This window comes from Agrobacterium sp. 22-226-1 (genome assembly GCF_053522345.1).
Map to the genome: position 1 here is coordinate 100,036 of NZ_JBNWCP010000004.1, position 24,109 is coordinate 124,144.

20 protein-coding genes and 1 other RNA gene are annotated in these 24,109 nt (G+C 60.7%); 20 read left to right on the top strand and 1 reads right to left on the bottom strand.

From position 1 onward, the window contains the following. The first annotated feature begins 72 nt into the window (after window positions 1-72). The 17 genes from ACQZ5K_RS08515 to ACQZ5K_RS08595 all read left to right on the top strand — a co-directional run bounded on the left by ACQZ5K_RS08515 (window position 73) and on the right by ACQZ5K_RS08595 (window position 18,943). Window positions 73-612: a lytic transglycosylase domain-containing protein gene (locus tag ACQZ5K_RS08515; RefSeq protein ID WP_003522187.1), complete on the top strand. Its 540-nt coding sequence runs from the start codon at window positions 73-75 to the stop codon at window positions 610-612. Between the two features lie 92 nt (window positions 613-704). Further along, window positions 705-1,892: an FAD-dependent oxidoreductase gene (locus ACQZ5K_RS08520; RefSeq protein ID WP_448740133.1), complete on the top strand. Its 1,188-nt coding sequence runs from the start codon at window positions 705-707 to the stop codon at window positions 1,890-1,892. Window positions 1,893-1,951: 59 nt separating this feature from the next. Beyond that, window positions 1,952-3,142, top strand: coding sequence for an FAD-dependent oxidoreductase (locus ACQZ5K_RS08525; RefSeq protein ID WP_448740134.1), 1,191 nt, complete (start codon window positions 1,952-1,954; stop codon window positions 3,140-3,142). A gap of 56 nt (window positions 3,143-3,198) precedes the next feature. Continuing rightward, an RNA gene (rnpB, locus tag ACQZ5K_RS08530) (RNase P RNA component class A) lies at window positions 3,199-3,600 on the top strand. A gap of 401 nt (window positions 3,601-4,001) precedes the next feature. Beyond that, window positions 4,002-4,442, top strand: a complete 441-nt coding sequence (gene mraZ, locus ACQZ5K_RS08535; RefSeq protein WP_448736590.1) for a division/cell wall cluster transcriptional repressor MraZ — start codon at window positions 4,002-4,004, stop codon at window positions 4,440-4,442. A 14-nt stretch (window positions 4,443-4,456) separates the two neighbouring features. Continuing rightward, complete coding sequence (gene rsmH, locus ACQZ5K_RS08540; RefSeq protein WP_003522191.1) at window positions 4,457-5,482, top strand: 16S rRNA (cytosine(1402)-N(4))-methyltransferase RsmH; 1,026 nt, start codon at window positions 4,457-4,459, stop codon at window positions 5,480-5,482. Between the two features lies 1 nt (window position 5,483). Next, window positions 5,484-6,038: a cell division protein FtsL gene (gene ftsL / locus ACQZ5K_RS08545; protein ID WP_020811527.1), complete on the top strand. Its 555-nt coding sequence runs from the start codon at window positions 5,484-5,486 to the stop codon at window positions 6,036-6,038. Continuing rightward, window positions 6,038-7,780, top strand: coding sequence for a peptidoglycan D,D-transpeptidase FtsI family protein (locus ACQZ5K_RS08550; protein ID WP_003522193.1), 1,743 nt, complete (start codon window positions 6,038-6,040; stop codon window positions 7,778-7,780). Before ftsL ends, ACQZ5K_RS08550 begins: the two co-directional genes overlap by 1 nt. A gap of 57 nt (window positions 7,781-7,837) precedes the next feature. Further along, the gene (locus ACQZ5K_RS08555) at window positions 7,838-9,307 is read left to right on the top strand and encodes a UDP-N-acetylmuramoyl-L-alanyl-D-glutamate--2,6-diaminopimelate ligase (RefSeq protein ID WP_448740135.1); all 1,470 of its coding nucleotides are present in this window, start codon (window positions 7,838-7,840) and stop codon (window positions 9,305-9,307) included. Next, window positions 9,304-10,737 (top strand): UDP-N-acetylmuramoylalanyl-D-glutamyl-2,6-diaminopimelate--D-alanyl-D-alanine ligase, encoded by a 1,434-nt coding sequence (locus ACQZ5K_RS08560; RefSeq protein ID WP_448740136.1) that lies wholly within the window; start codon window positions 9,304-9,306, stop codon window positions 10,735-10,737. The genes ACQZ5K_RS08555 and ACQZ5K_RS08560 overlap by 4 nt, the downstream gene beginning before the upstream one ends. A 23-nt stretch (window positions 10,738-10,760) precedes the next feature. Then, window positions 10,761-11,861 (top strand): phospho-N-acetylmuramoyl-pentapeptide-transferase, encoded by a 1,101-nt coding sequence (mraY, locus tag ACQZ5K_RS08565; RefSeq protein WP_003522196.1) that lies wholly within the window; start codon window positions 10,761-10,763, stop codon window positions 11,859-11,861. A 3-nt stretch (window positions 11,862-11,864) separates the two neighbouring features. Beyond that, window positions 11,865-13,274: a UDP-N-acetylmuramoyl-L-alanine--D-glutamate ligase gene (murD, locus tag ACQZ5K_RS08570; RefSeq protein ID WP_448740137.1), complete on the top strand. Its 1,410-nt coding sequence runs from the start codon at window positions 11,865-11,867 to the stop codon at window positions 13,272-13,274. 5 nt (window positions 13,275-13,279) lie between these two features. Next, window positions 13,280-14,434, top strand: a complete 1,155-nt coding sequence (ftsW, locus tag ACQZ5K_RS08575; RefSeq protein ID WP_003522198.1) for a putative lipid II flippase FtsW — start codon at window positions 13,280-13,282, stop codon at window positions 14,432-14,434. A gap of 6 nt (window positions 14,435-14,440) precedes the next feature. Further along, window positions 14,441-15,577: an undecaprenyldiphospho-muramoylpentapeptide beta-N-acetylglucosaminyltransferase gene (gene murG / locus ACQZ5K_RS08580; protein ID WP_448740138.1), complete on the top strand. Its 1,137-nt coding sequence runs from the start codon at window positions 14,441-14,443 to the stop codon at window positions 15,575-15,577. Next, window positions 15,574-16,989, top strand: coding sequence for a UDP-N-acetylmuramate--L-alanine ligase (gene murC / locus ACQZ5K_RS08585; protein WP_003522200.1), 1,416 nt, complete (start codon window positions 15,574-15,576; stop codon window positions 16,987-16,989). The genes murG and murC overlap by 4 nt, the downstream gene beginning before the upstream one ends. Next, a complete protein-coding gene (gene murB / locus ACQZ5K_RS08590) occupies window positions 16,986-17,951 on the top strand; it encodes a UDP-N-acetylmuramate dehydrogenase (RefSeq protein ID WP_065655815.1) in 966 nt (321 codons plus the stop codon). Before murC ends, murB begins: the two co-directional genes overlap by 4 nt. 182 nt (window positions 17,952-18,133) lie before the next feature. Continuing rightward, on the top strand, window positions 18,134-18,943 hold the full coding sequence (locus ACQZ5K_RS08595) for a GGDEF domain-containing protein (RefSeq protein WP_448740139.1): 810 nt from the start codon (window positions 18,134-18,136) through the stop codon (window positions 18,941-18,943). Between the two features lie 75 nt (window positions 18,944-19,018). Here the strand turns inward: ACQZ5K_RS08595 and ACQZ5K_RS08600 are convergent, their stop codons facing one another. Beyond that, window positions 19,019-20,323, bottom strand: a complete 1,305-nt coding sequence (locus tag ACQZ5K_RS08600; protein ID WP_003522203.1) for an MFS transporter — start codon at window positions 20,321-20,323, stop codon at window positions 19,019-19,021. A gap of 543 nt (window positions 20,324-20,866) precedes the next feature. Here ACQZ5K_RS08600 and ACQZ5K_RS08605 point away from each other — a divergent pair. From ACQZ5K_RS08605 to ftsA, 3 genes are read left to right on the top strand one after another with little or no spacing between them, the layout of a single operon-like run. Continuing rightward, window positions 20,867-21,793: a D-alanine--D-alanine ligase gene (locus ACQZ5K_RS08605; protein WP_059756663.1), complete on the top strand. Its 927-nt coding sequence runs from the start codon at window positions 20,867-20,869 to the stop codon at window positions 21,791-21,793. Further along, entirely contained in the window at window positions 21,781-22,713 is a 933-nt protein-coding gene (locus tag ACQZ5K_RS08610) for a cell division protein FtsQ/DivIB (RefSeq protein WP_448740140.1), read from the top strand. The genes ACQZ5K_RS08605 and ACQZ5K_RS08610 overlap by 13 nt, the downstream gene beginning before the upstream one ends. Continuing rightward, window positions 22,710-24,041, top strand: a complete 1,332-nt coding sequence (gene ftsA, locus ACQZ5K_RS08615) for a cell division protein FtsA (RefSeq protein WP_003513208.1) — start codon at window positions 22,710-22,712, stop codon at window positions 24,039-24,041. Before ACQZ5K_RS08610 ends, ftsA begins: the two co-directional genes overlap by 4 nt. Window positions 24,042-24,109 lie beyond the last annotated feature (68 nt).

Consider the following 24,109-nt stretch of genomic DNA (forward strand, 5'->3'; position numbering starts at 1 on the left):
CGACTTTCCGGGCGCAGATTATTTGTGTCGCTTCATTGTTTCTGTCATCCGATCTGGAGACTTTTTCTACATATGAACAGGGTTGTTGTTGCTGTCGTCGCGGGCGTTGTTATGCTCGCTTCGCAGGCGGGGATTGCTTTTGCCAAAGACGAGGACGTCAAGACCAAAACCGTGACGCTGGAGACCTTCTTCCGCAAGCCCGGTTATCCCATTCCCGAAAAGAGCCTGCCTTCCTCGCTCAGGAACGACTATTCCGATCTGATCGTCAAATATGCCAAGCGTTACGGCGTTCCCACCAATCTGGCGCATGCCGTGGTTTCGGTGGAAAGCAAGTTCAATCCGAAAGCCCGCGGCAGCGCAGGCGAGGTTGGGCTGATGCAGATCAAGCCGGCGACGGCGCGGATGATGGGCTATCGCGGCACGACCAAGGCGCTCTACGATCCTGAGACCAATATTCGCTGGGGCATGCAATATCTGGCGACGGCGCATCAGCTTGGCGGCGGCCAGGTGTGCAGCACGATCCTGCGTTACAATGCAGGCCATGGCGCCACCCGGATGAACCCGGTCTCCAAGCGCTATTGCGGCAAGGTGCAGGCGCTGCTGGCCGGCTGAGGCCGCCATCGATCGTCTGCGGAATTGCGAAAAGCGATTCCGGTTCGGCCCGGCATGCTGTAGTCAGAAGCAAATCTAATACGGAGCATGGCATGCCGGATTTCAAATATATCGTCGTCGGGGCCGGAATGATGGGAGCGGCTGCGGCGCGGCATCTCTCAGTGCAAACGGATGGCGTGGCGCTGATCGGCCCGGACGAACCCGCCGATCGCAAGACCCATCAGGGTGTGTTTTCGAGCCATTACGACGAAGCGCGTATTACCCGCGGTTTTGATGGCGATCCGGTCTGGGCGGAACTCGCGCAGCGCTCCATCCGCCGTTATGCGGAGATCGAGGCCAAAAGCGGCATCCGCTTTTTTACGGAAGCGGGCTGCCTGTTCACCGGAAACGGTAAGGGGCTTGCGGGGGACTATGTCTCGCGTGCGCTCGTCTCGGCCGACCGTCTCGGTCTCGCCGTCGAGACACTCGGCACTGATGCGCTGGCTGGCCGGTTTCCGATGTTCTCCCTGCCGGCCGATCACAGCGGTTATTTCGAGGCGCAATATGCCGGCCACGTCAATCCGCGCGCCTTGGTGAAGGCGCAATGCACGATTGCCGTCGCACAGGGCGCGCGGCTTGTGCGCCAGACGGCGGCGCATATTCGCGATACTTCCGATGGCGTCGAGGTTTCCACTCGGGAAGGGGCGGTTCATACGGCTGAAAAGGTCATCGTAGCGGCCGGGGGTTTCACCAACATGGCCGAGCTTCTGCCTTCTCCGGTCGATATGGCGGCCACGGGCCGCACCATCGTCTTTTTCGAGCTGGATGAGGCGCGGCAGACGCTGTTCGGTGCGATGCCTTCCACCATCGTACTGGCGGAAACAGAGGACGACATCGTCTATATCCTGCCGCCGGTGCGTTATCCCGATGGCAAGGTCTATCTGAAAATCGGTGGCGAAAGCGAAAAAGGCAGGCTTGAAACGCTCACTGACGCGGTTGACTGGTTCCATTCGGACGGCACGCCGGGTGAGGTGGAGTTTCTGAAAAAGCGGGCGCTCTCCTTGATGCCGGAGCTTGCCGGCTGCCCGGTGACCTCAGGCTCCTGTGTCGCCTCCATTACCCGCAGCGGCTATCCCTATATTGGCTATACGCAATCCTCCAATATCGCGATTCTGACTGGCGGCAATTTCGTCTCCGCAAAGTCGTCGGACGAAATCGGCCGGCTGGGCGCCATGCTGCTTTTGAACGGTCAGTTGACCGAAGATGAATTCGCCGCCGAAATGTCGCCGGTTTTCGTCTGACATTCAGGGGCGAAGCAGCTAAAAGGTTGCGATGGAAGTGAGCGGGTGAAGAGGGCGGCATGTCGGGACATTTCAGATACATCGTCGTGGGTCGCGGCATGATGGGTGCCGCCGCCGCCCGCCACCTGGCTGAAACGGTGGATGGCGTCGCGCTGATCGGCCCCGGCGAACCTGCCGACATCAAATCGCATCAGGGTGTCTTCGCCAGTCACTATGACGAGGCGCGGATTACCCGTACCATCGACGGCGATGCCGACTGGGCGCTGCTCGCCAACCGCTCGATAGCGCGTTACGCCGATATTGCCGCACGAAGCGGCGTTGAATTTTATGCGCCGGTCGGTTGCCTGATGGTGGGGCCCGAACGGGGCGGCGATAATCCTTTTGTCGACGATGTCCGCAAGGCGGCGGCGCGGCTCGGCGTGTCCACGGAACTGTTGGGCGGAGAAAACCTCGAAAGCCGCTTTCCCTATTTCTCCTTCGAGCCGGGTTGCGAGGGGGTATGTGAGAGAAACAATGCCGGATACGTCAATCCGCGTGCGCTGGTGAAGGCGCAGGCTGTTCTCGCTGAAAAGGCGGGTGTCACGCTCATTGACGATATCGTCGTCTCGGCGCGGGAAGAGGATGGTCGCGCACGGGTGGAGACGGCCTCGGGTGCGGTTTATACCGCAGACCGGGTGCTGGTGGCGGCCGGCGGCTTCTCGATTACGAAAGATCTGCTGCCGCAGCCGGTGGCCCTCGATGTCTATGCACGCACCGTCGCTTTCTTCGAGGTAGATGAGGGCGATCTGGATCAATATGCGGACATGCCGTCGCTGATCTATGAGCCGCGCGACACAACGAAACATATCTATCTTCTGCCGCCGGTGCGTTATCCCGATGGCAAATTCTATCTGAAGATCGGCGGCGATCCCGATGACAAGAGGCTCGGCAGCGACCCGGAAATCCGGGAATGGTTCCGCTCCGGCGGACGCGAAAGTGTGCGTGATCATCTCTCGGAGATCGTCGGATCGCTGGTGCCTTCCATCGATCTCTCGCGTGTCTCGATGGCCGCCTGCGTCGTCTCCAAAACGCAAAGCGGTTATCCGGCCATCGGCTTCACCGCCTCGCCGAAGATTGCGGTTCTGACCGGCGGTAACGGTACGGCGGCCAAGAGTTCCGATGAGATCGGACGGCTCGGCGCTGTGCTGCTGCGGGAAGGAAAAATCGCCGACAGCGCCTTTTCGACGGATTTCAAACCGGCATTTCTTTGATCCTTGCCTGCGCTTTTCGGTGGCTTTCGCCTCGGAACATGGTTATGCAGCCCATGCCAGTTGGCCGGGCAGCCGCGCTTTACCAATGTCGAAAGACGGTAAGGTGAGGAAAGTCCGGGCTCCACGGAAATACGGTGCCGGATAACGTCCGGCGGGGGCGACCCCAGGGAAAGTGCCACAGAGAGTAAACCGCCATGCATCGCATGGTAAGGGTGAAAGGGTGGGGTAAGAGCCCACCGCGCTTCTGGTAACAGCGGCGGCAAGGTAAACCCCACCGGGAGCAAGACCGAATAGGGATGACACGGGGCGGGCGAAAGCCCGTTCACAGCCGGTTTCCGGGCCCGTCATCCGGGTGGGTTGCGCGAGGCGGCATGCAAATGCCGTCCCAGATGAATGGCTGCCACGTTCCGGGTCAAACCGGGGCCATACAGAACCCGGCTTACAGGCCAACTGGCGAATTTTCCTTTCCGACCCTGAATTGCGGGGCTCATGTGGGATTTGGTTATCCCGTTGCTTCATAAAAGAGAAATGGTTGTTTTGCGGCGAATTTCCGCCCAGCGAAAGCGCATCGCCGCGCGCAAAGTAAACCATTCGTTAAACTTAACGGCTTATGAATTTCCGATGCGAAGTCGGTATCGTGCCGGCTTCTCCCATTGACGCCCATAGTGTCCCATGATATCCCAAATGCACACCACATTGGGTCGTGTTTTTGACCCGCAATCGCTGAAACGAGTGAGGAGCCTGCGAGGGGCTGCTGCAGGGCACGTCGCCCTGGCGCTTGGCGATGTGTCGTGCGTACCGGTGTCGTCTGTGAAGTGGATGGTTCGCTTTGCGGAATGCGGTTTTGGCGAGTTGAGTAATGGACCGCTTTTTATCGAACGTGACGAACAGGATCGACGCCAAGGGGCGCGTTTCGGTTCCGTCTCCGTTTCGTTCGGTGCTGGTCAGGCGCGGCATTCAGGAGCTTTATTGTCTTCAGGATTTCGCCTTTCCGGCCATCAGTGTCGGCGGTCCGGATTTGCTGGAGCGCTACGAGCGGCAGATTGCGTCGATGGATGCCTTCTCGCCCGAGGCGAACGCGATGTCGCTGCTGGTTCACGGCGGCGGCGTTTTCATGAAGCTCGACCAGGAAGGTCGATTGATGGTGACGGATTTCGTGCGGGAATTCACCGGCATATCCACCGAAGTCACCTTCGTCGGACGGGCGGATCATTTTCAGCTTTGGCAACCGAATGCGTTTTTGGCGGCGCAGACGGAAGCAAGAGCGGGGCGCGGTTTTTCGGCTGCTCGCCCCGCCTAGGACGGGGACACGGAATGGCGGCGAATTCTGGCGGACGATCTTCTGATGCCGATGGCGGACCTCAGCGTCACATCCCGGTCCTGCTTCGCGAAGTCATTGCCGCGCTGGAGCCATCATCCGGCAAGATCATTCTCGACGGCACGTTCGGCGCCGGCGGCTACACCCAGGCCATTCTCGATCAGGGCGCTGATGTCATCGCGCTCGACCGCGATCCGACCGCGATCGCCGGCGGTCAGGCGATGGTTGCCGCCAATGGCGGCCGGTTGAGCCTCATCCAGTCGCAATTCTCCGATCTCGCGAAGCATGCCCCGCAAGGCGGGCTCGATGGCGTCGTTCTGGATATCGGCGTTTCCTCCATGCAGATCGACGAGGCCGAGCGCGGTTTTTCCTTCCAGAAAAACGGCCCCCTCGATATGCGCATGTCGGGTTCCGGCGTTTCGGCGGCCGATGTCGTCAATCGTGCGAAGGTCAGCGATCTGATCCGCATCTTCGGTTTTCTCGGTGAAGAAAAGCAGCCGGGCCGCATCGCCCGCGCCATCGAGAAGAAGAGGGCGGAAGAGCCGTTTCGCACCACCCGCGATCTGGCGGGCCTCATCGAAATCGTCACGCCGCGTAAGGCCAAAGACAAGATTCATCCCGCAACGCGGGTGTTTCAGGCGCTGCGCGTTTTTGTCAATGACGAGCTGGGCGAGCTGGCGCAGGCGCTTTTTGCCGCCGAGCAGGTTTTGAAACCCGGCGGCCGGCTGGTCGTCGTCACGTTCCATTCGCTGGAAGACCGTATCGTCAAGAAATTCTTCTCCGACCGTTCGGGCAAGGCCGCCGGTTCCCGGCACCTGCCGATGGTGGAGGACAAGCCCGCCATTTTCGATAATATCGGTAAGCCGATGATCGCCGCCAGCGATGAGGAGGCGGAGCTCAATCCGCGCGCCCGATCCGCCAAATTGCGGGCCGGTCTGCGCACGACCGCCCCGGCGCGCGCGGCGGATTATTCGATCTTCGAGCTTCCCGATCTCGCCAGCCTTGAAAAGATGGGAGGCTGATATGCTGCGCACTTTCGATGTCATCTTGATGGGTGTGATGGTCGCCGCGGCCGTCGTGACCTATTCGATCAAGCACAAGGCCGATCTGAAGCTTGAGGAGGTCCGCAAGCTGGAGGCCGAGATCAAGCTTGAGAAGGATACGATCGATCTCTTGAGGGCCGACTGGGCGCTCCTGACGCAGCCGAACCGTCTGCACCGGCTCGTGAATGCCTATCAGGATGAGCTTGGCCTTTCGCCGACGCTGCCGACGCAACTGGCGCAGCCGCGCGAGCTGCCCATGCTGCGCTCGCAACTGCCGCAGCCGCCCGAGCCGGAAGGCATGAGCGTCGAGGATGTCATTGCCGCCGCCGTCAACGGCTCCAAGCCGGGTGCGACGCTTGGCGCGGCCACCAAAAAGAAATCACCGCCGGCTGGCCAGATTGCCGTCAACGGCACTCCGGTTCCGACACCCCGGGCGCGTGTTTCCCGTCCCACAGCGGCTCCGGCCGTCTCCGCCGTCGCGGGCGATGAAACCGACGACATGGATGACACGATAACAGGATCGGTGAACCGCTGATGTCTTTTCTCTCCCGCGTCATGGTTTTGAAGAGCAAGGCTCATTTTTCCGCCAGCACCACCGGCGTCTATACCGATCATGCGGCCTTTGAAGGCGCGCGCAAGAAGCGCGCCGCCCAGGCGAAAAGCCGCGTCGGCCTGATCATTTTCGGTTTCGTCGCCTTTTACGCCGTCGTTGGCGGGCGTCTCGTGCAATATGGCATGGCGGAGCAGGAAACGGTGTCGAGCATCGCACCCGCCGACCGCTTGATGGCGTCGCGCCCCGATCTTCTCGACCGCAATGGCGAGGTTCTGGCCACCGATATTCGCACCGTCTCGCTGTTTGCCGAACCGCATCGCATCGTCGATATCGATGAAGCTATCGAGAAGCTGCGGACGGTTCTGCCGGATCTCGACCAGCGCAGCACCTATCAGAAGCTTTCTTCCAATTCGCGCTTCCAGTGGCTGCGCCGCCAGCTGACGCCGAAGCAGCAGAGCCAGATTCTGGCGCTCGGCATTCCAGGCGTCGGCTTCCGCCCGGAAAAGCGCCGCTTTTATCCCGGCGGGCCGACCGCTGCGCATGTCGTCGGTCACGTCAATATCGACAATCGCGGCGTTGCCGGCATGGAACGTTACGTCGACAGCCAGGGCCTTGCCGATCTGACCGCGCTCGGCATGACCAGCGACCAGCCGCTGGAGCCGGTGAAGCTTTCCATCGATCTGCGCGTGCAGTCCATTGTCCGCGAAGTCGTGACCTCGGCCATCACCAAGTTCCAGGCGATCGGCGCCGGCGCGGTGGTTCTGGATGTGCATACCGGCGAAGTCCTCGCCATGGCCTCCGTGCCGGATTACGATCCGAACAACCCGGCCGAAGGCGCCAAGGAAGGCTGGCTCAACCGCATGTCGAACGGCACGTTCGAAATGGGGTCTACATTCAAATCCTTCACGATTGCCATGGGTCTCGATTCGGGCCGCGTTCGTCTCGGCGATACCTTCGATGCGCGTTATCCGATCCGCATCGGCGGTTTCACCATCAAGGACTTCCACGGCAAGGGCCGGATGCTTTCGGTGCCGGAAATCTTCCAGTATTCCTCCAACATCGGTACGGCCAAGATTGCCGACACGGTGGGAACGGAAGGCCACAAGGAATTCCTCACCCGGCTTGGCCTTTTGACCCGCATGCAGACCGAATTGCCGGAAGTGGCGCTGCCGTCGCAGCCGCGCGAATGGAAGAAGATCAACTCGATTACCATTTCCTTCGGCCACGGCGTTTCCACGACACCGCTGCAGACAGCGGTTGCCGGCGCTGCACTCGTCAATGGCGGCAAACTGATCGAACCGACTTTCCTGCCGCGCACCCGCGAACAGGCCGATCAGGTGGCCAAGCAGGTTCTGAAACCGGGCGCCAGCAAGGACATGCGTTTCCTGTTCGAGTGGAACGGGGTCAACGGTTCGGGCCGCAACGCGCGCGTCGATGGTTTCAACGTCGGCGGCAAGACCGGCACGGCCGACAAGGTCGTCAACGGACGTTACGTGCACGACAAGAACTTCAACGCCTTCCTCTCGGCCTTTCCAATGGACGATCCGCAATATGTCGTGCTGTCCTTCATCGACGAGCCGAAGACGGACAAGGGCAATGGCGCGGCACTCGCCGGCACATCCGCAGCGCCAATGGTGCGCGATATCATCACCCGCACGGCGGCCGTGCTGGGCGTGAAGCCGAAGTTCGGCAAGGATGGCTCGGCCTTGCTCGTGTCTTATTGATTGTTAGCTTATGATGTTCCGGCGATTCGCGCCGGGGGGACAAGACGGACACAGTCGATGAATTTGCGAGATATATCCGGAAATGCGTTTCCGGAATTGAAAGAATTGCTCCTGTCTGAGATCGGGGCGATCGAAATCGGGGGGATCACCGCAGACAGCCGCAAGGCTGCGCCCGGCAGCCTGTTCGTGGCGGTTGCGGGCACCAGGGCGGATGGCGCGGCCTATGTGAAGGACGCGGTTGCCAAGGGCGCGGTCGCCGTCGTTTCCGGACACGCGCTGGATGCCGATGTGCCGGTGCTTTCCGTCACCGATCCACGCCTTTATCTCTCCCTTGCCGCTTCCCGTTTTTATGGAAAACAGCCGGAAACCATGGTCGCCGTCACCGGCACCGCAGGAAAGACGTCCGTTGCTTCCTTCGTGCGGCAAATCTGGGCTTTCGCCGGCCATGCCGCCGCACAGATCGGCACGACAGGTGTGATTGCACCCGGCCGCGAGGATTACGGCGCGCTCACCACGCCCGATCCGGTGACGCTGCATGCGCTTCTGGCAGAACTTGCGGCCGAAGGTGTGACGCATGCGGCGATGGAGGCGTCCAGCCATGGTCTCGACCAGCGCCGTCTCGACGGAGTGAGGCTGGCGGCCGCCGGTTTCACCAATCTCGGCCGCGACCACATGGATTATCATCCCACCGTCGAGGACTATATGGCCGCGAAGATGCGGCTCTTCGATACGCTGATGGAAAAGGGCGCTCCCGCCGTGATCTTCGCCGACGATCCATGGTCGCAACAGGCGATCCGTGCGGCGCGCGAAGCCGGCCTCGATGTGCGCACGGTCGGTCGCAAGGGCGACTATCTGGCCCTGAAGCGTGTCGAGCACTTCCGTCACAAGCAGATGATCGAAGTGCATCATGACGGCGAGATTTATGAAGTCGACATCCCCTTGGCGGGTGATTTTCAGGTTGCGAACGCTCTCGTCGCAGCCGGTCTTGCCATGTCCACCGGCGTTCCCGCAGCAACCGCGCTGAAGGCGCTTGAAAAGCTGATCGGCGCTGCCGGCCGTCTGGAACTCGTAGGCCAGACGAAGAACGGTGCGCTTGCCTATGTGGATTATGCCCACAAGCCGGATGCGCTGGAAAATGTGCTCACCTCGGTCCGGCCCTTCACCTCGGGCCGCATCATCACCGTCTTCGGCTGCGGCGGCGACCGCGACAAGGGCAAGCGCCCGATCATGGGCGAGGTTGCGACGCGGCTTTCCGACATCGTCATCGTCACCGACGACAATCCGCGTTCGGAAGATGCTGCAACGATCCGTTCCGAAGTCATGGCGGCGGCACCCGGCGCATTGGAAATCGGCGACAGGGCGGACGCTATCCGCCATGCAGTCTCGCTGCTTTCGCATGGCGATACGCTGATCGTCGCGGGCAAGGGGCATGAAGAGGGGCAGATCGTCGGTTCGGTAACGCTGCCGTTTTCCGATCATGAACAGGTGCGCGCTGCACTGGCAGGGCTGGAAGGATCCAAGATTTGAGCTGGTTATGGACAGTCGCCGACATGATCGCCATCACGGCAGGACGCCCCGTGGGCAACCTGCCGACCGGAATCACCGGCATTTCCATCGACAGCCGGACGGTCAAGCCGGGCGAAGCGTTCTTCGCCATCAAGGGCGACCGGGTGGACGGTCATGATTACACCAGCTTCGCCGTTGCGAACGGGGCGGGGCTTCTGGTCGTTGCCGAGGCCAAGCTGCCGGCACTCGGCCGCCTGACCGTGCCGATGATCGTCGTGGAAGACGTGCTTGCCGCACTCGGCAAGCTCGCCATCGCGGCGCGTGAAAGAACGTCGGCGCGCATCATTGCGGTGACCGGTTCGGTCGGCAAGACCACGACCAAGGAAATGCTGCGGCAGGCGCTCGCCCCTTCAGGCCGGGTGCATGCGGCGGTGGCTTCCTTCAACAACCATTGGGGCGTGCCGCTGACGCTGGCGCGTATGCCGGCGGACACCGAATTCGGCGTGTTCGAAATCGGCATGAACCATTCCGGCGAAATCCGGCCGTTGGTGCAGCTGGTGCGCCCGCATGTGGCGATCATCACGACCATCGCCCCGGCCCATCTTGGCAATTTCAAGAACATCGAAGAGATCGCTAGCGCCAAGGCGGAGATTTTCGAGGGTCTGGAGGAGGGCGGTTCCGTCATCCTCAACCGCGATAACGCCCAGTTCGAACAGCTTGAAGAAGCGGCGCAGGAACAGGGCATCGAACATATCCTCACCTTCGGGCAGCATGCCAAGGCGGATTTCCGCCTCGCGGATTTCGAGAGCACGACGACGGGCTCGACGATCTGGGCGATCCTGAACGGCGAAACCAGCGAGTTGCACATCAATATTCCCGGCCGGCACATTGCCGATAACGCCATGGCCGTGCTGGGCGCCGTTGCCGTCACCGGCGCCAATCTCGACCGCGCCTTCGAGGCGCTGGGAACGCTCGAGGCGGTAAAGGGGCGCGGCCAGCGCCATCAGCTGGCAATCAACGGCGGCACCTTCCTGCTGATCGACGAAAGCTACAATGCCAATCCGGCCTCCATGCGCGCCGCGATTGCCGTGCTGGCGGAAACGGAAACGCAGGGTCACGGTCGGCGCGTCGCCGTTCTCGGCGACATGCTGGAGATGGGCGAGTTTTCCGCGCAGTTGCATGAAGAGTTGGCGGGCCCACTGCTCGCCGCCGGTATTGAGCATGTCTGGTTGGCGGGTGAGGCGATGGCGGCGCTGCGCGATGCGCTGCCTGATAGTGTGACCGTCATCTGGTTCCCGACGACGGCGGAACTGACCGATTTCGCCCTGCAATGGGTGCAACCGGGAGACGCGCTGATGGTAAAATCGTCACTTGGCCTCGGTTTCGGCAAGATTGTCGCCGCCCTGCTTGACAAGTATCCGGCATTCCCCGAGACGGAACGCCAAGTCTGAAATAGCCTTTTGAAAGGGCAATTATGCTGATCTGGCTCGTCGAACTGTCGGATAAAATTCAAATCTTCAACCTGTTCCGGTACATCACCTTCCGGGCGGGTGCTGCGATGTTCACCTCTGCGTTGATCGTCTTCCTGTTCGGACCGGCGATCATCAATTCGCTGCGCGTGCGCCAGGGCAAGGGCCAGCCCATCCGCGCCGATGGGCCGCAGACGCATTTCAAGAAGGCCGGCACGCCGACCATGGGCGGGCTGATGATCCTTGCCGGCATTCTCGGCGGCTCTCTGCTCTGGGGCGATCTGTCGAACGTCTATGTCGTCGCCGTTTTGATGGTGACGCTCGGTTTCGGAGCCATCGGCTTCTACGACGATTATCTGAAGGTGACGAAGCAGAGCGACAAGGGCTTTTCCGGCAAGGCCCGTCTCGGCATCGAATTCCTGATTGCGGCGATTGCCGTGTTTTTCATGATGAAGATGGCGCTTGCTTCCGCCCCGCATGGCGGCACGCTCGGCAGCTCCATCGCCTTTCCCTTCTTCAAGGAATTCGTGATCAATCTCGGCTACTTCTTCGTGCTGTTCGGTGCTTTCGTCATCGTCGGTGCGGGCAATGCCGTGAACCTGACGGATGGTCTCGACGGGCTCGCCATCGTACCGGTCATGATCGCGGCCGCCACTTTCGGCGTGATCGCCTATCTCGCCGGTAACGCGGTTTTCGCCAATTACCTGCAGATCAATTTCGTGCCCGGCACGGGTGAACTCGCCGTTATCGTCGGCGCGGTCATCGGCGCTGGCCTCGGCTTCCTCTGGTTCAACGCGCCGCCCGCCGCCATCTTCATGGGCGATACGGGCTCGCTGGCGCTCGGCGGCCTGATCGGCTCCATCGCTGTCGCGACCAAGCACGAGATCGTCATGGTCATCGTCGGTGGTCTCTTCGTCATGGAAACCCTGTCGGTCATCATCCAGGTCTTCTGGTTCAAGCGCACCGGCAGGCGCGTCTTCCTGATGGCGCCGATCCATCACCATTTCGAGAAAAAGGGCTGGACGGAAAGCCAGGTGGTGATCCGTTTCTGGATCATCTCCGTGGGTCTCGCGCTGCTTGGCCTCGCCACCCTGAAGCTGAGGTGAGCGATGATCCCGGTCACGTCGTTCAAAGGTAAGAAGGTCGCTCTCTTCGGGCTTGGCGGTTCGGGTCTCGTCACGGCCCGCGCGCTGGTCGCGGGTGGGGCGGATGTCGTTGCTTTCGACGACAATCCCGACAGTGTCGCGAAGGCCGAGGCCGAAGGCATCAAGACGGCGGATCTTCGGACGATTGACTGGCCGAGCTTCTCTTCCTTCGTTCTGGCGCCCGGCGTGCCGCTGACGCATCCGAAACCGCATTGGTCGGTCGACCTTGCGAAGGCTGCGGGCGTCGAGATCATCGGCGATATCGAGCTTTTCATCCGCGAGCGCCGTGCGCATGCGCCGGATTGCCCTTTCATCGCGATTACCGGCACCAACGGCAAGTCCACGACGACGGCGCTGATCGCGCATATTCTCAAGGCGTCCGGCCGCGATACGCAGCTCGGCGGCAATATCGGAACGGCGGTACTGAGCCTCGATCCGCCGAAGGCGCAGCGTTTCTACGTTGTCGAATGCTCGTCCTACCAGATCGATCTCGCACCGACGATCAATCCGACCGCCGGCATTCTGCTCAATCTGACGCCTGACCATCTCGACCGTCACGGCACGATGCAGCACTACGCCGATGTCAAGGAGCGGCTCGTGGCAGGCAGCGGCACGGCTATCGTCGGCGTCGATGACAGCCATTCGACACTGATCGCCGACCGTATCGAACGCACCGGTGTCAAGGTGGAGCGCATTTCCAAGCGCAATGTCGTTTCCGAAGGTCTCTATGCCGAAGGCAGCCGCATTTTCCGCGCGCATGGCGGCGCTTCTTCGCTGCTCACCGATCTCGACGGTATCCAGACCCTTCGCGGCAGCCACAATGCGCAGAATGCTGCGGCGGCAATCGCCGCCTGCCTTGCGGTCGGCGTTTCCGAAGAGGAAGTTCGCGCAGGCCTGAAATCCTTCCCCGGCCTCAAGCACCGTATGCAGCCGGTCGGCCGACGTGGCAATGTCACCTTCGTCAATGACAGCAAGGCCACCAATGCCGATGCTGCGGCACCCGCGCTTTCAAGTTTCGACCGTATCTACTGGATCGCCGGCGGTCTGCCAAAAGCGGGCGGCATCACCAGCCTTTCGCCGCTCTTCCCGCGCATCGCCAAGGCCTATCTGATCGGCGAAGCGGCAGCCGAATTTGCGGCGACGCTGGGCGAGGCAGTGCCTTATGAAATATCCGGCACGCTGGACAAAGCGATCCAGCATGCGGCGGCGGATGCGGAAAAAGATGCGACGGCCGGCAATATCGTCATGTTATCCCCGGCTTGCGCAAGCTTCGATCAATATAAGAACTTTGAGATCAGAGGCGATTCGTTCGTCGCGCAGGTCGCGGCGCTCGATGGCATGACGATGCTGGTTGACTCTGGAAAAGGGGGCTGAAGGCCATGGTAAGCCGAGTTGATCGCGGTCCGGTCGCGGAGTGGTTCTGGACCATCGACCGTTTCTTTCTGGCGGCGTTCATCGCGCTGATGGGCATCGGCCTGATGCTGTCCTTTGCGGCGTCACCGGCGGTTGCCGAGCGCATCGGCCTCAACAGTTTCTTCTTCGTCGAGCGTCAGGCGATGTTCATGGTGCCATCGCTGGCGATCATGGTCGGCCTGTCCTTCCTGTCGCCGCGTCAGGTGCGACGCGTCGCGGTCATCATGCTCATCGCTTCGCTGCTGATGATGATCTTCGCGCTATTCTTCGGCATCGAGGTCAAGGGTGCACGGCGCTGGATTTCCATCGGCACCTTCTCGATCCAGCCGTCGGAATTCATGAAGCCGGCTTTCGTCATCGTCTGCGCCTGGCTGTTTGCCGAACGGGCGCGCCATCCTGAAATTCCCGGCAATCTCTTCGCCATCATCACCTTCGGCATCGTGGCGGCGCTCCTGATCGCCCAGCCGGACTTCGGCCAGACGATCCTGACGTCGGTGGTCTGGGGCGGCATGTTCTTCATGGCCGGCGTGCCGTGGTTCTGGATCATCATGCTCGGCGGCGTCGGCGTCGGAGGCATCATCTCCGCTTATCTGATGCTGCCGCACGTGGCCGGTCGTATCGACCGTTTCTGGACGGGCGAAGGCGATACGTTCCAGGTGGATACGGCGCGTGAGGCTATCATTCGCGGTGACTGGTTCGGACGCGGACCGGGCGAGGGCATCGTCAAGCGCATCATTCCCGACAGCCATACCGACTTCATCTTCTCGGTGGCTGCGGAAGAATTCGGCATCGTTTTCTGTATGTTCCTGGTGGCGATCTTCGCCTTCATCGTGCTGCGCGGCCTGTCGCACGCCTTCAAGGAAAAGGACGATTTCTGCCGCTTCGCCGTGGCCGGCCTCGTGCTGCAGATCGGCATGCAGTCTATGATCAATATCGGCGTCAATCTGGAACTGATGCCCGCCAAGGGCATGACGCTGCCGCTGATTTCCTATGGCGGTTCGTCGATGATGGCGATCTGCGTGACCGCCGGCTTCCTTCTGGCGCTGACACGCCACAGACCCGAAAAGCGGGCGCAGGAGCGGAGTTTCTTCCGCGTCGGTTCCGGCGTTCCCGCGGAGTAAACGATCATGAGCAAGGGTATTGTTCTTCTTGCCGCCGGGGGAACCGGCGGCCATGTCTTTCCAGCCGAGGCGCTCGCGCACACGCTGAAAGCGCGCGGTTATCAGGTGCACCTTGTCACCGACAGCCGCGCCGAGCGGTATGCGGGCAAGTTCCCGGCGGATGAAATCCATGTTGTGCCGTCTGCCACCATCGGCTCGAAAAACCCGATTTCCGTGGCGCGTTCGCTCTGGAAGCTGTGGGTTGGTCTGCGCGCCGCGCGCCGGCTGGTGGCGAAACTGAAGCCTGTCGCAGTTGTCGGTTTCGGCGGTTATCCCACCGTGCCGCCGCTTCTGGCATCCACCGGGCTTGGCGTTCCCTCCATCATTCACGAGCAGAATGCGGTGATGGGCCGCGCCAACAAGGCGCTGGCAGGCCGGGTGAAAGCGATTGCCGGCGGTTTCCTGCCGCCCACCAACGGTCAATATTCCGACAAGACGGTGGCGACCGGAAATCCCGTACGCCCGGCGGTGCTGGCGGCGTCGGAGATACCCTATACGCCCTCGCAGACGGGTGAGGCATTCCAGCTTGTCGTGTTCGGCGGCAGCCAGGGTGCGCAGTTCTTCTCGAGCGCGGTGCCTGCGGCGATCTGCCTGCTGAAGGATGAGCAGCGCAAGCGCATCGTCGTCACCCAGCAGGCGCGGCCGGAAGACAAGGACAGCGTGATCGCCTCCTATCAGAAGCTCGGCGTGAAAGCGGATGTTTCACCCTTCTTCGGCGATATGGCGTCGCGCATCGGCGAGGCCGATCTGGTCATCAGCCGCTCGGGCGCGTCGACGGTATCGGAGCTTTCGGTGATCGGCCGCCCGTCGATCCTCGTGCCTTATCCGCATGCGCTCGATCACGATCAGGCCGCCAATGCGGCAGCGCTTTCGGCGGCTGGCGGGGCAAGCGTCATCAAGCAGGCGGAATTGTCACCGCAGAAGCTCTCCGGCCTGCTGTCCTCAGCGCTTTCTGAGCCGGATCGTCTTTCGGCAACGGCAGCGGCGGCAAAGGCGACGGGCAAACCGCATGCGGCGGATGTGCTGGCCGATCTGGTGGAGGCGATTGCTTCCGGCCGGTCCGTGCAGGAATTCAAGAAGAAGAATGAAGGAGTTGGGGCATGAAGATGCCGAAAGCCATAGGCCTTGTGCATTTCATCGGCATAGGCGGGATCGGCATGAGCGGCATTGCCGAAGTGCTTCACAATCTCGGCCATCGCGTTCAGGGGTCGGATCAGGCCGACAGCGCCAATGTGCAGCGCCTGCGCGACAAGGGCATCGAGGTTTTCGTCGGTCATACGGCGGATAATATCGGCGATGCCGAGGTCGTGGTCGTTTCCACCGCCATTAAAAAGAACAATCCGGAACTCATCGCGGCGCGTGAAAAGCACCTGCCGATCGTTCGCCGGGCCGAAATGCTGGCCGAGCTGATGCGTTTCCGTAACGCCATCGCCATCGGCGGCACCCATGGCAAGACCACGACCACCTCCATGGTCGCGACCTTGCTGGAAGCCGGCAATCTCGACCCGACCGTCATCAATGGCGGCATCATCAATGCTTACGGCACCAACGCCCGCATGGGCGAGGGCGAGTGGATGGTGGTGGAGGCCGACGAGTCCGACGGCACCTTCCTGAAGCTGCCGGCCGATGTGGCCGTCATCACCAATATCGATCCGGAACATCTCGACCATTACGGCAATTTCGATGCCGTGCGTGCTGCCTTCCGTCAATTCGTCGAGAACGTGCCTTTCTACGGTTTTGGCGTCATGTGCCTCGATCATCCGGAAGTGCAGGCACTGGTCGGCCGCATCGAGGACCGCAAGGTCATCACCTATGGCGAGAACCCGCAGGCCGATGTGCGGTTTTCGAATGTGCGCATCGACGGCACGCGCTCGGTGTTCGACGTGGAAATCCGCCGTCGCCGCACCGGCAAGATATTCTCCTTCAAGGACCTCGTCCTGCCGATGCCCGGCCGCCACAACGTCTCGAACGCGACGGCGGCGATTGCGGTTGCCAATCGTCTCGGCATTTCGGAAGCCGACATCAAGAAGGGCCTTGCCTCCTTCGGCGGCGTCAAGCGGCGCTTCACGCTGACGGGCGAAGCCAATGGGGTGCAGGTCTTCGATGACTATGGCCACCATCCGGTGGAGATCAAGGCCGTGCTGAAGGCGGCGCGGGAGGCCTGCAAGGGCCGTATCATCGCCGTGCACCAGCCGCACCGCTACAGCCGCCTTTCCAGCCTGTTCGACGATTTCGCGCATTGTTTTAACGATGCCGACACGATTATCCTTGCTCCGGTCTATGCCGCGGGCGAAGATCCGATCGAGGGCGCAAGCTCGGAAGCGCTGGTTTCGGCCATCAAGGCCGCCGGCCACCGTGACGCCCGTTTTCTCGAGAAACGGGAAGATCTCGCCTCAGTGGTTGCAGGCATTGCGAATCCGGGTGATTTCGTGGTTCTCTTGGGGGCTGGAAATATCACGCAATGGGCAGCAGTACTGCCTTCGGAATTGAAGAGCATATCAGGAAAGTCTGAATGAGACAGGTCGATGGGGTTAAATTGCTGGGGAGGCTCGGCGACGGGGTAAATGAATTGCGGGGACGTCTGACACCGGATGCGCCCATGGACCGCGTGACGTGGTTCAGAGCTGGCGGTCTTGCGGAAGTCATGTTCCAGCCGCACGATACCGACGATCTGATTGCCTTCCTGAAAATTCTGCCGGAAGACGTGCCGTTGACCGTGGTTGGTGTCGGCTCGAACCTTCTGGTGCGCGATGGCGGCATTCCGGGCGTTGTCGTCCGTCTGTCGGCCAAGGGCTTCGGCCAGGTGGAGCTTGCCGGCGAAAACCGCATCAAGGCGGGCGCGATCTGCCCGGACAAGCATATTGCCGCTATGGCCATGGATAATGGCATCGGCGGTTTCCATTTCTATTACGGCATTCCCGGCTCCATCGGCGGTGCGCTGCGCATGAATGCGGGCGCCAATGGCGGCGAAACGCGCGAGCGTGTCGTGGAGGTCTATGCGGTCGACCGTCAGGGCAACCAGCATGTGCTTTCCAATGCCGATATGGGCTACAGCTATCGCCATTCCGGCGCTGATGCAGGTCTGATCTTTACCGGCGCGCTGTTTGAGGGTTATCCCGAAGACAAGGCGAAAATCCGTGCCGATATGGATGCCGTGCGCCACCACCGCGAAACCGTGCAGCCGATCCGTGAGCAGACGGGCGGTTCCACCTTCAAGAATCCCGAAGGTCATTCCGCCTGGGAACTGATCGATGAGGCGGGTGGTCGCGGTCTGGTCATCGGCGGGGCGCAGATGTCGTCGCTGCACTGCAATTTCATGATCAATACCGGCCATGCAACCGGTTACGATCTTGAATATCTGGGTGAGACCATTCGCAAGCGCGTGTTCGAAAAGTCGGGCATCCGGCTGGAATGGGAAATCAAGCGCCTTGGCCTGTTCATGCCGGGCCGGGAAGTGGAGCCGTTCCTCGGGGCTTAAGCCTCGGCGAATGCTGCCAATTGCAAGAAAAACCTGCTGTTGATTTGGCCGTTTCATGTATCGTAACGGTCAATCAACATTTTTTGCCATATTATCGGGGCGAAGCGACGTCTCGTCCTTCTATTAAATTACTTTTTATCAGGAAATACCAACGGCATTACGTGATCTAGGCGCTTTTGAGCATGATGTTGGGTCTTTGGAAAAAACCGATCGAAATGATAAGTTTTTCGGTCGCCACGTCGGATGGCCGCAGGCGGCTCGAGCCACTGGAATTCTCCATTCGTATCGCTTGTCTCGTGACGATCATTGTCATCCTGATGTGCATAGGTGGCCTGACGCTTCTCGCGCGGTTCGGGCTGGTAACCGATCTCTTCAACGGCATCATGTTGAGTGTGACGCTCGGCGGGACGGTGGCGTTTACGATTACATTGCTGGTCTGTTGGCTGAATTCCAGGGAAGTGAAAATTCTCGTGCAATCCCACGAGCGCTTCCTGCATCTGAGCCACACGGACGCCCTGACCGGCCTCAGCAACCGGCTCGGCCTTTATGCTGCATGCGCTGAACTGGGCAGCGACTATTGCGTCGCCTTTCTCGATATCGATCATTTCAAGAAGGTGAATGACAGATACAGCCACCTTGCTGGTGATCTCGTCATCTCGAACGTCGCCCGCAGGATAAGGGAGCATTTCGATCCTTCTGCGCATGTCGCCCGCCTGGGTGGCGAGGAATTTGTCGTTGTGCAGGAAACCAGCCCGCTCGCCTTTCTGCAGATGTGTGAAAGGGTTCGCGCAGCCATCGAGACCACCCCGGTGGAGTATCAGGATTTGCGGATCACGGTGACGATTTCGATTGGCGTGGCGTTTCGCGGCGACGCCGACATTTTCGACAAGGTCATGCACAATGCCGATCTGGCGCTCTATCGGGCAAAGGAAGGAGGGCGCAATCGCGTCTGCATGACCGGTCATGTGGAGCGGCGCCAAGCTGTAGCGTAAGCGTTAAAACAGGCAAACAAAAGCCCGCGAAACGAAGGTTTCGCGGGCTTTTTAATGTCTGGCAATCCGTTCGGATCAGACTTCGTCCTTGCGGGACAGAAGAATGCAGGCGAGCGTGATGAGCGCCGATACGCAGAGATAATAGCCGACATAACCCATGCCGTAATTCACCTGCAGCCATGTGGCGATGTAAGGCGCCAGCGATGCGCCGAAGATGCCGGCCATGTTGAAGGTGATGGACGAGCCGGTGTAGCGCACGCGGGTCGGGAAGGGGGCGGCGAGCGCCGTTCCGATCAGGCCATAGGTCATGCCCATCAGCATCATGGCCAGAGCCGCGAAAACGAAGATCGAGCCTTCGCCACCGGACATCAGGCCGGGCAGCAGGAAGGAGAACAGGCCGATCAGCACCGTCGTCAGGATCAGGATTTCACGGCGACCGAATTTTTCGGCGAGCTTGCCGGCGATCGGAATGAAGATGCCGAAAACGATGGAGCCGAGGATCTGCACTTCCAGCGCGTCGAGGAACGGGATTTTCAGGACCTTGACGTTGTAGGACAGAAGATAGGCAGTGCCGATGTAGAAGAGCACGAAGGTGGCCAGCGCCACGAAGGTGCCGAGCACGAGGCTGCGCTTGTGGTTGCGGAACAGTTCCGCGACCGGCACGGCTACACGCTCTTCCTTTTCGATTGCCTTCTGGAAGTCGGGCGTTTCGGTGATCGACAGGCGAACCCACATGCCGACCGCGATCAGGATGATCGAAGCGACGAAGGGAATGCGCCAGCCCCAGCTCAAAAGCGCTTCCTGAGACATGAAGTGCAGCAGGATCCAGAACACGCCGGACGAAAGGAACAGGCCAACGGGGGCACCGAGCTGCGGGAACATGCCGTACCAGCTGCGCTTGCCCGGAGGTGCGTTTTCCGTAGCGAGCAGGACGGCGCCGCCCCATTCGCCACCGAGGCCGAAACCCTGACCGAAGCGGCAAAGCGCGAGCAGCAGCGGGGCCAGAACGCCGGCGGTCTCATAGGAGGGCAGGAGGCCGATCACGACCGTCGAGACGCCCATCGTGAGCAGGGCGGCGACAAGGGTAGTCTTGCGGCCGACGCGGTCGCCATAGTGGCCGAAGACCACAGCGCCCAGCGGGCGGGCGAAAAAGGCGATGGAGAAGGTGGCGAAGGACGCCAGAAGCGCCGTCATCGGGTCATTGTTCGGGAAGAACAAAGTGGGGAACACGAGCACTGCGGCCGTGGCGTAAACATAGAAATCGAAAAACTCGATGGTCGTGCCGACCAGGCTGGCAGTGAGAACTCGTGCAGGCGAATTTGTCTTTACAACGTTCGAAGTGTCAGCGGTCGGCGATACCGGAGATATCGCGTCGGTCATGGTATTGGTTCCATTTTGGATGATTGCAATGTCATGCCTTGGGAGGCGACGACTGCGTTAACGCAATTTTTGTTCTTATGGAATGCTAAAAAAGAAATAATGCAGATAATGTGATCCATCAGTGCGACACGTGTGGTTATGCCTCTCGGGGATGCTTTGGCGATTGAGAGACTGATTCAGGCCGCGGTTTTAAAACGCTGAAACGCCAGATAATTTTCCCTGGGGAATAATCCCGTCTGTTAACGTTTCGGCCTTGCCTTTATCGCGGGCCAGCAGACGCGCGAGCACCGTTTTATTTCCGATCATTGAAAACCTGCATGTTGCAATCCATGCAACTCTCTGATTCCAAGGAGGGAATCCGGATCGGTGCTGATTCTTTAACGAAACTCGGCACGTTGGACGCGGCGGTTAACGAAAGTAAACGATTCATTAACCTTAATGGCGTTTAACTGATCCCAAGGGTCATGTGCCAGAATCACCGTTCGTCAAATTCGGTCGGTTCGGAGCGTGGTTCGTAACGGAGAGTTGGTGTCAGAGGTATCGATGAGCGGCAAGCACGTAGCTGTTCTTTTGGGTGGATTTTCGTCGGAGCGGCCGGTCAGCCTGTCGTCGGGCAACGCTTGCGCGCAGGCTCTGGAAGACGAGGGCTACAAGGTCACCCGGGTCGATGTGGGGCGCGATATCGCCGCCGTACTTGCCGAGCTGCGCCCGGATGTGGCTTTCAATGCGCTGCACGGTCCCTTTGGCGAAGACGGCACCATTCAGGGCATCCTCGAATATCTCGCCATTCCCTATACGCATTCCGGCGTGCTCGCTTCCGCACTCGCCATGGACAAGGCGCAGGCCAAGAAGGTTGCCGCTGCTGCCGGCATTCCGGTGGCCGCCGAGCGCGTCATGAACCGCTTCGATTTCACCAGCGAGCATCCGCTTGCACCCCCTTATGTCGTGAAGCCGGTGCGTGAAGGTTCGAGCTTCGGTGTCGTGATCGTCAAGGAAGACCAGTCGCATCCGCCGCAAATCCTCACCTCGTCGGAATGGCGCTACGGCGATCAGGTGATGGTCGAGCGCTATATTCACGGCCGCGAACTGACCTGCGGTGTACTCGACGGCGAGGCGCTGGGCGTCACCGAAGTGGTGCCGCTCGGTCACAATTTCTATGATTATGATGCGAAATATGCGGCTGGTGGCTCGAAACATGTCATTCCCGCAGAAATTTCACCGAAAATTTACCAAAAAATTCAAACACTGGCGGTTATGGCGCATCGGGCGATCGGATGCCGTGGCGTAAGCCGTTCAGACTTTCGTTACGACGACCGCTTCTCAGAAGATGGCGAAGTTATCTGGCTTGAAGTGAATACGCAGCCGGGCATGACGCCGACCTCCCTGGTGCCGGAAATGGCGGCTCATGCTGGCCGCTCCTTTGGTAACCTTGTCAGCTGGATGGTGGAGGACGCTTCGTGTTTGCGGTGATCGGCAAAAAGTCGACGGCAAAAAAGCGCGAACAATTCGCGGCGGCGGCCAGCGCCGACGACCGCATGGTATTGCCGCGTCCTCTGCGTCGCTTCGTGCGTTTCGGTGTCAGCCTTGCGACCGGACGCATTCACATTCCTGCCCATACCGGTACGATTTCGGCCGTCGCCTTTTACGCGGTGACCGGGCTTTACGGCATGTCGCTCGGCGGGCACACCAATATCGTTACCCAGACCACGACATCGGCCGCAGGCTTTGCGGTCGAGGACGTGAAGGTTTCCGGCAATCTGCAGACCTCCGAAATCGAAGTGTTCCAGCTTTTTGGCCTCGATGGCAGCACCTCGCTGATCGCGCTCGATATCGATGCGGCGCGCCGCAAGCTGGTGCAGCTTCCCTGGGTGGAAGATGTCGATATCCGCAAGGTGTACCCCAAGACCGTGGAAGTCCGGCTGAAAGAGCGTCAGGCCTTCGGCATCTGGCAGCATGGAACGGAACTGTCGCTCATCGAAAAAAGCGGCAGCGTCATTGCGCCGCTGCGGGACAATAAATTCGCTGCCCTGCCGCTCTTCGTCGGCCGCGACGCGGAAACGGGTGCCGCCGGTTTCGTCGAGCAGCTGGCCGACTGGCCGGAAATCCGCAACCGTGTCCGCGCCTATGTCCGCATTGCCGGCCGCCGCTGGGATCTGCATCTCGATAACGGCATCGTCGTCAAGTTGCCGGAAGAAAACCTGCCGCAGGCGCTGCAACTGCTGGCGCGGCTCGATCTCGAGGAAAAGGTGCTGTCGCGCGATGTCGCCGCCGTCGATCTCCGGCTCGCTGACCGCACCACGATCCAGCTGACCGAGGGTGCCACGGAACGCCGTCAGGCCGCTGTCGATGCGCGCACCAAGGCTCTCAAGAAGGCGGAGAAGAACACATGAGCTTTTTCGGTTCTTCCCATTTCGGCCTGCCTCGCCTGAAGCCGCTTTCTTCCAAGCGCAGCCACATCGTTTCGGTGCTCGACATCGGCTCGACCAAGGTCGTGTGCATGATCGGCCGGCTGACGCCGCGCCAGGAAAGCGAAATCCTGCCCGGCCGTACCCATAAGGTCGAAATCATCGGCATCGGCCATCAGCGTTCGCGCGGCGTGAAATCCGGCGTGATCGCCGATCTCGACGCGCTGGAAGGCGTGATCCGTCTGTCTGTCGATGCGGCCGAGCGCATGGCGGGCCTTACCGTCGACAGCCTGATCGTCAATGTTTCCGCCGGACGGCTGGCGAGCGATATCTATACCGCGAGCATCGATCTCGGCGGCCAGGAAGTGGAAGCAAGCGACCTGCGCAAGGTTCTGGTGGCGGCAAGCCAGCAGTCCATGCGCCAGGACCGGGCGATTCTGCATTCGCTGCCGACAGGCTATTCGCTGGACGGCGAGCGCGGCATTCGCGATCCGCTGTCGATGTATGGCGATCTTCTCGGTGTCGACATGCATGTGGTGACGGTCGAGCGCACGGCGCTGAAGAACCTCGAGCTTTGCGTCAACCGCGCCCATCTTTCGGTCGAGGGCATGGTGGCGACGCCCTATGCCAGCGGTCTGGCGGCGCTGGTCGACGATGAAGTCGAACTCGGCTGCGCGGCCATCGACATGGGCGGCGGCACCACGACGATCTCGGTTTTCGCCGAAGGCCGCCTCATTCACACCGACGCGATCGGCCTTGGCGGCCATCACGTTACGACAGATCTTGCACGTGGCCTCTCGACACGAATCGAAGATGCGGAGAGACTGAAGGTGGTGCATGGTTCGGCTTTGCTGAATGGCGCGGATGAGCGCGACATGATTTCGATCCCGCCGATTGGCGAAGATGATCGCGATCAACCATCGCAAGTTTCAAGAGCACTTGTAACCCGCATCGTGCGGGCGCGTATCGAAGAGACGCTGGAATTGATCCGTGATCGTATCCAGAAGTCCGGCTTCAGCCCCATCGTCGGCAAGCGCGTTGTCCTGACCGGCGGCGCAAGCCAGCTGACGGGGCTGCCGGAAACGGCACGGCGCATTCTCGCCCGCAACGTTCGCATCGGCCGCCCCATGGGTGTGGCCGGTCTTCCGGTCGCGGCGAAGGGACCGGCATTTTCAACCGCCTGCGGACTGATGATCTATCCGCAGGTGGCGGACATCGAAATTCATGCGGCGCAAGGCGGAATGTTCTCGCCGTTTGGTACGGGTAGCGGCCGGATAGCCCGGGTGGGGCAATGGCTGAAAGAGAGTTTTTGAGTGGCCTCGTGGCGTAAACCGGAGGTTTCAGAGTTGAGTTTTCAAGAATCGGCCAGCGGGGCGATGCG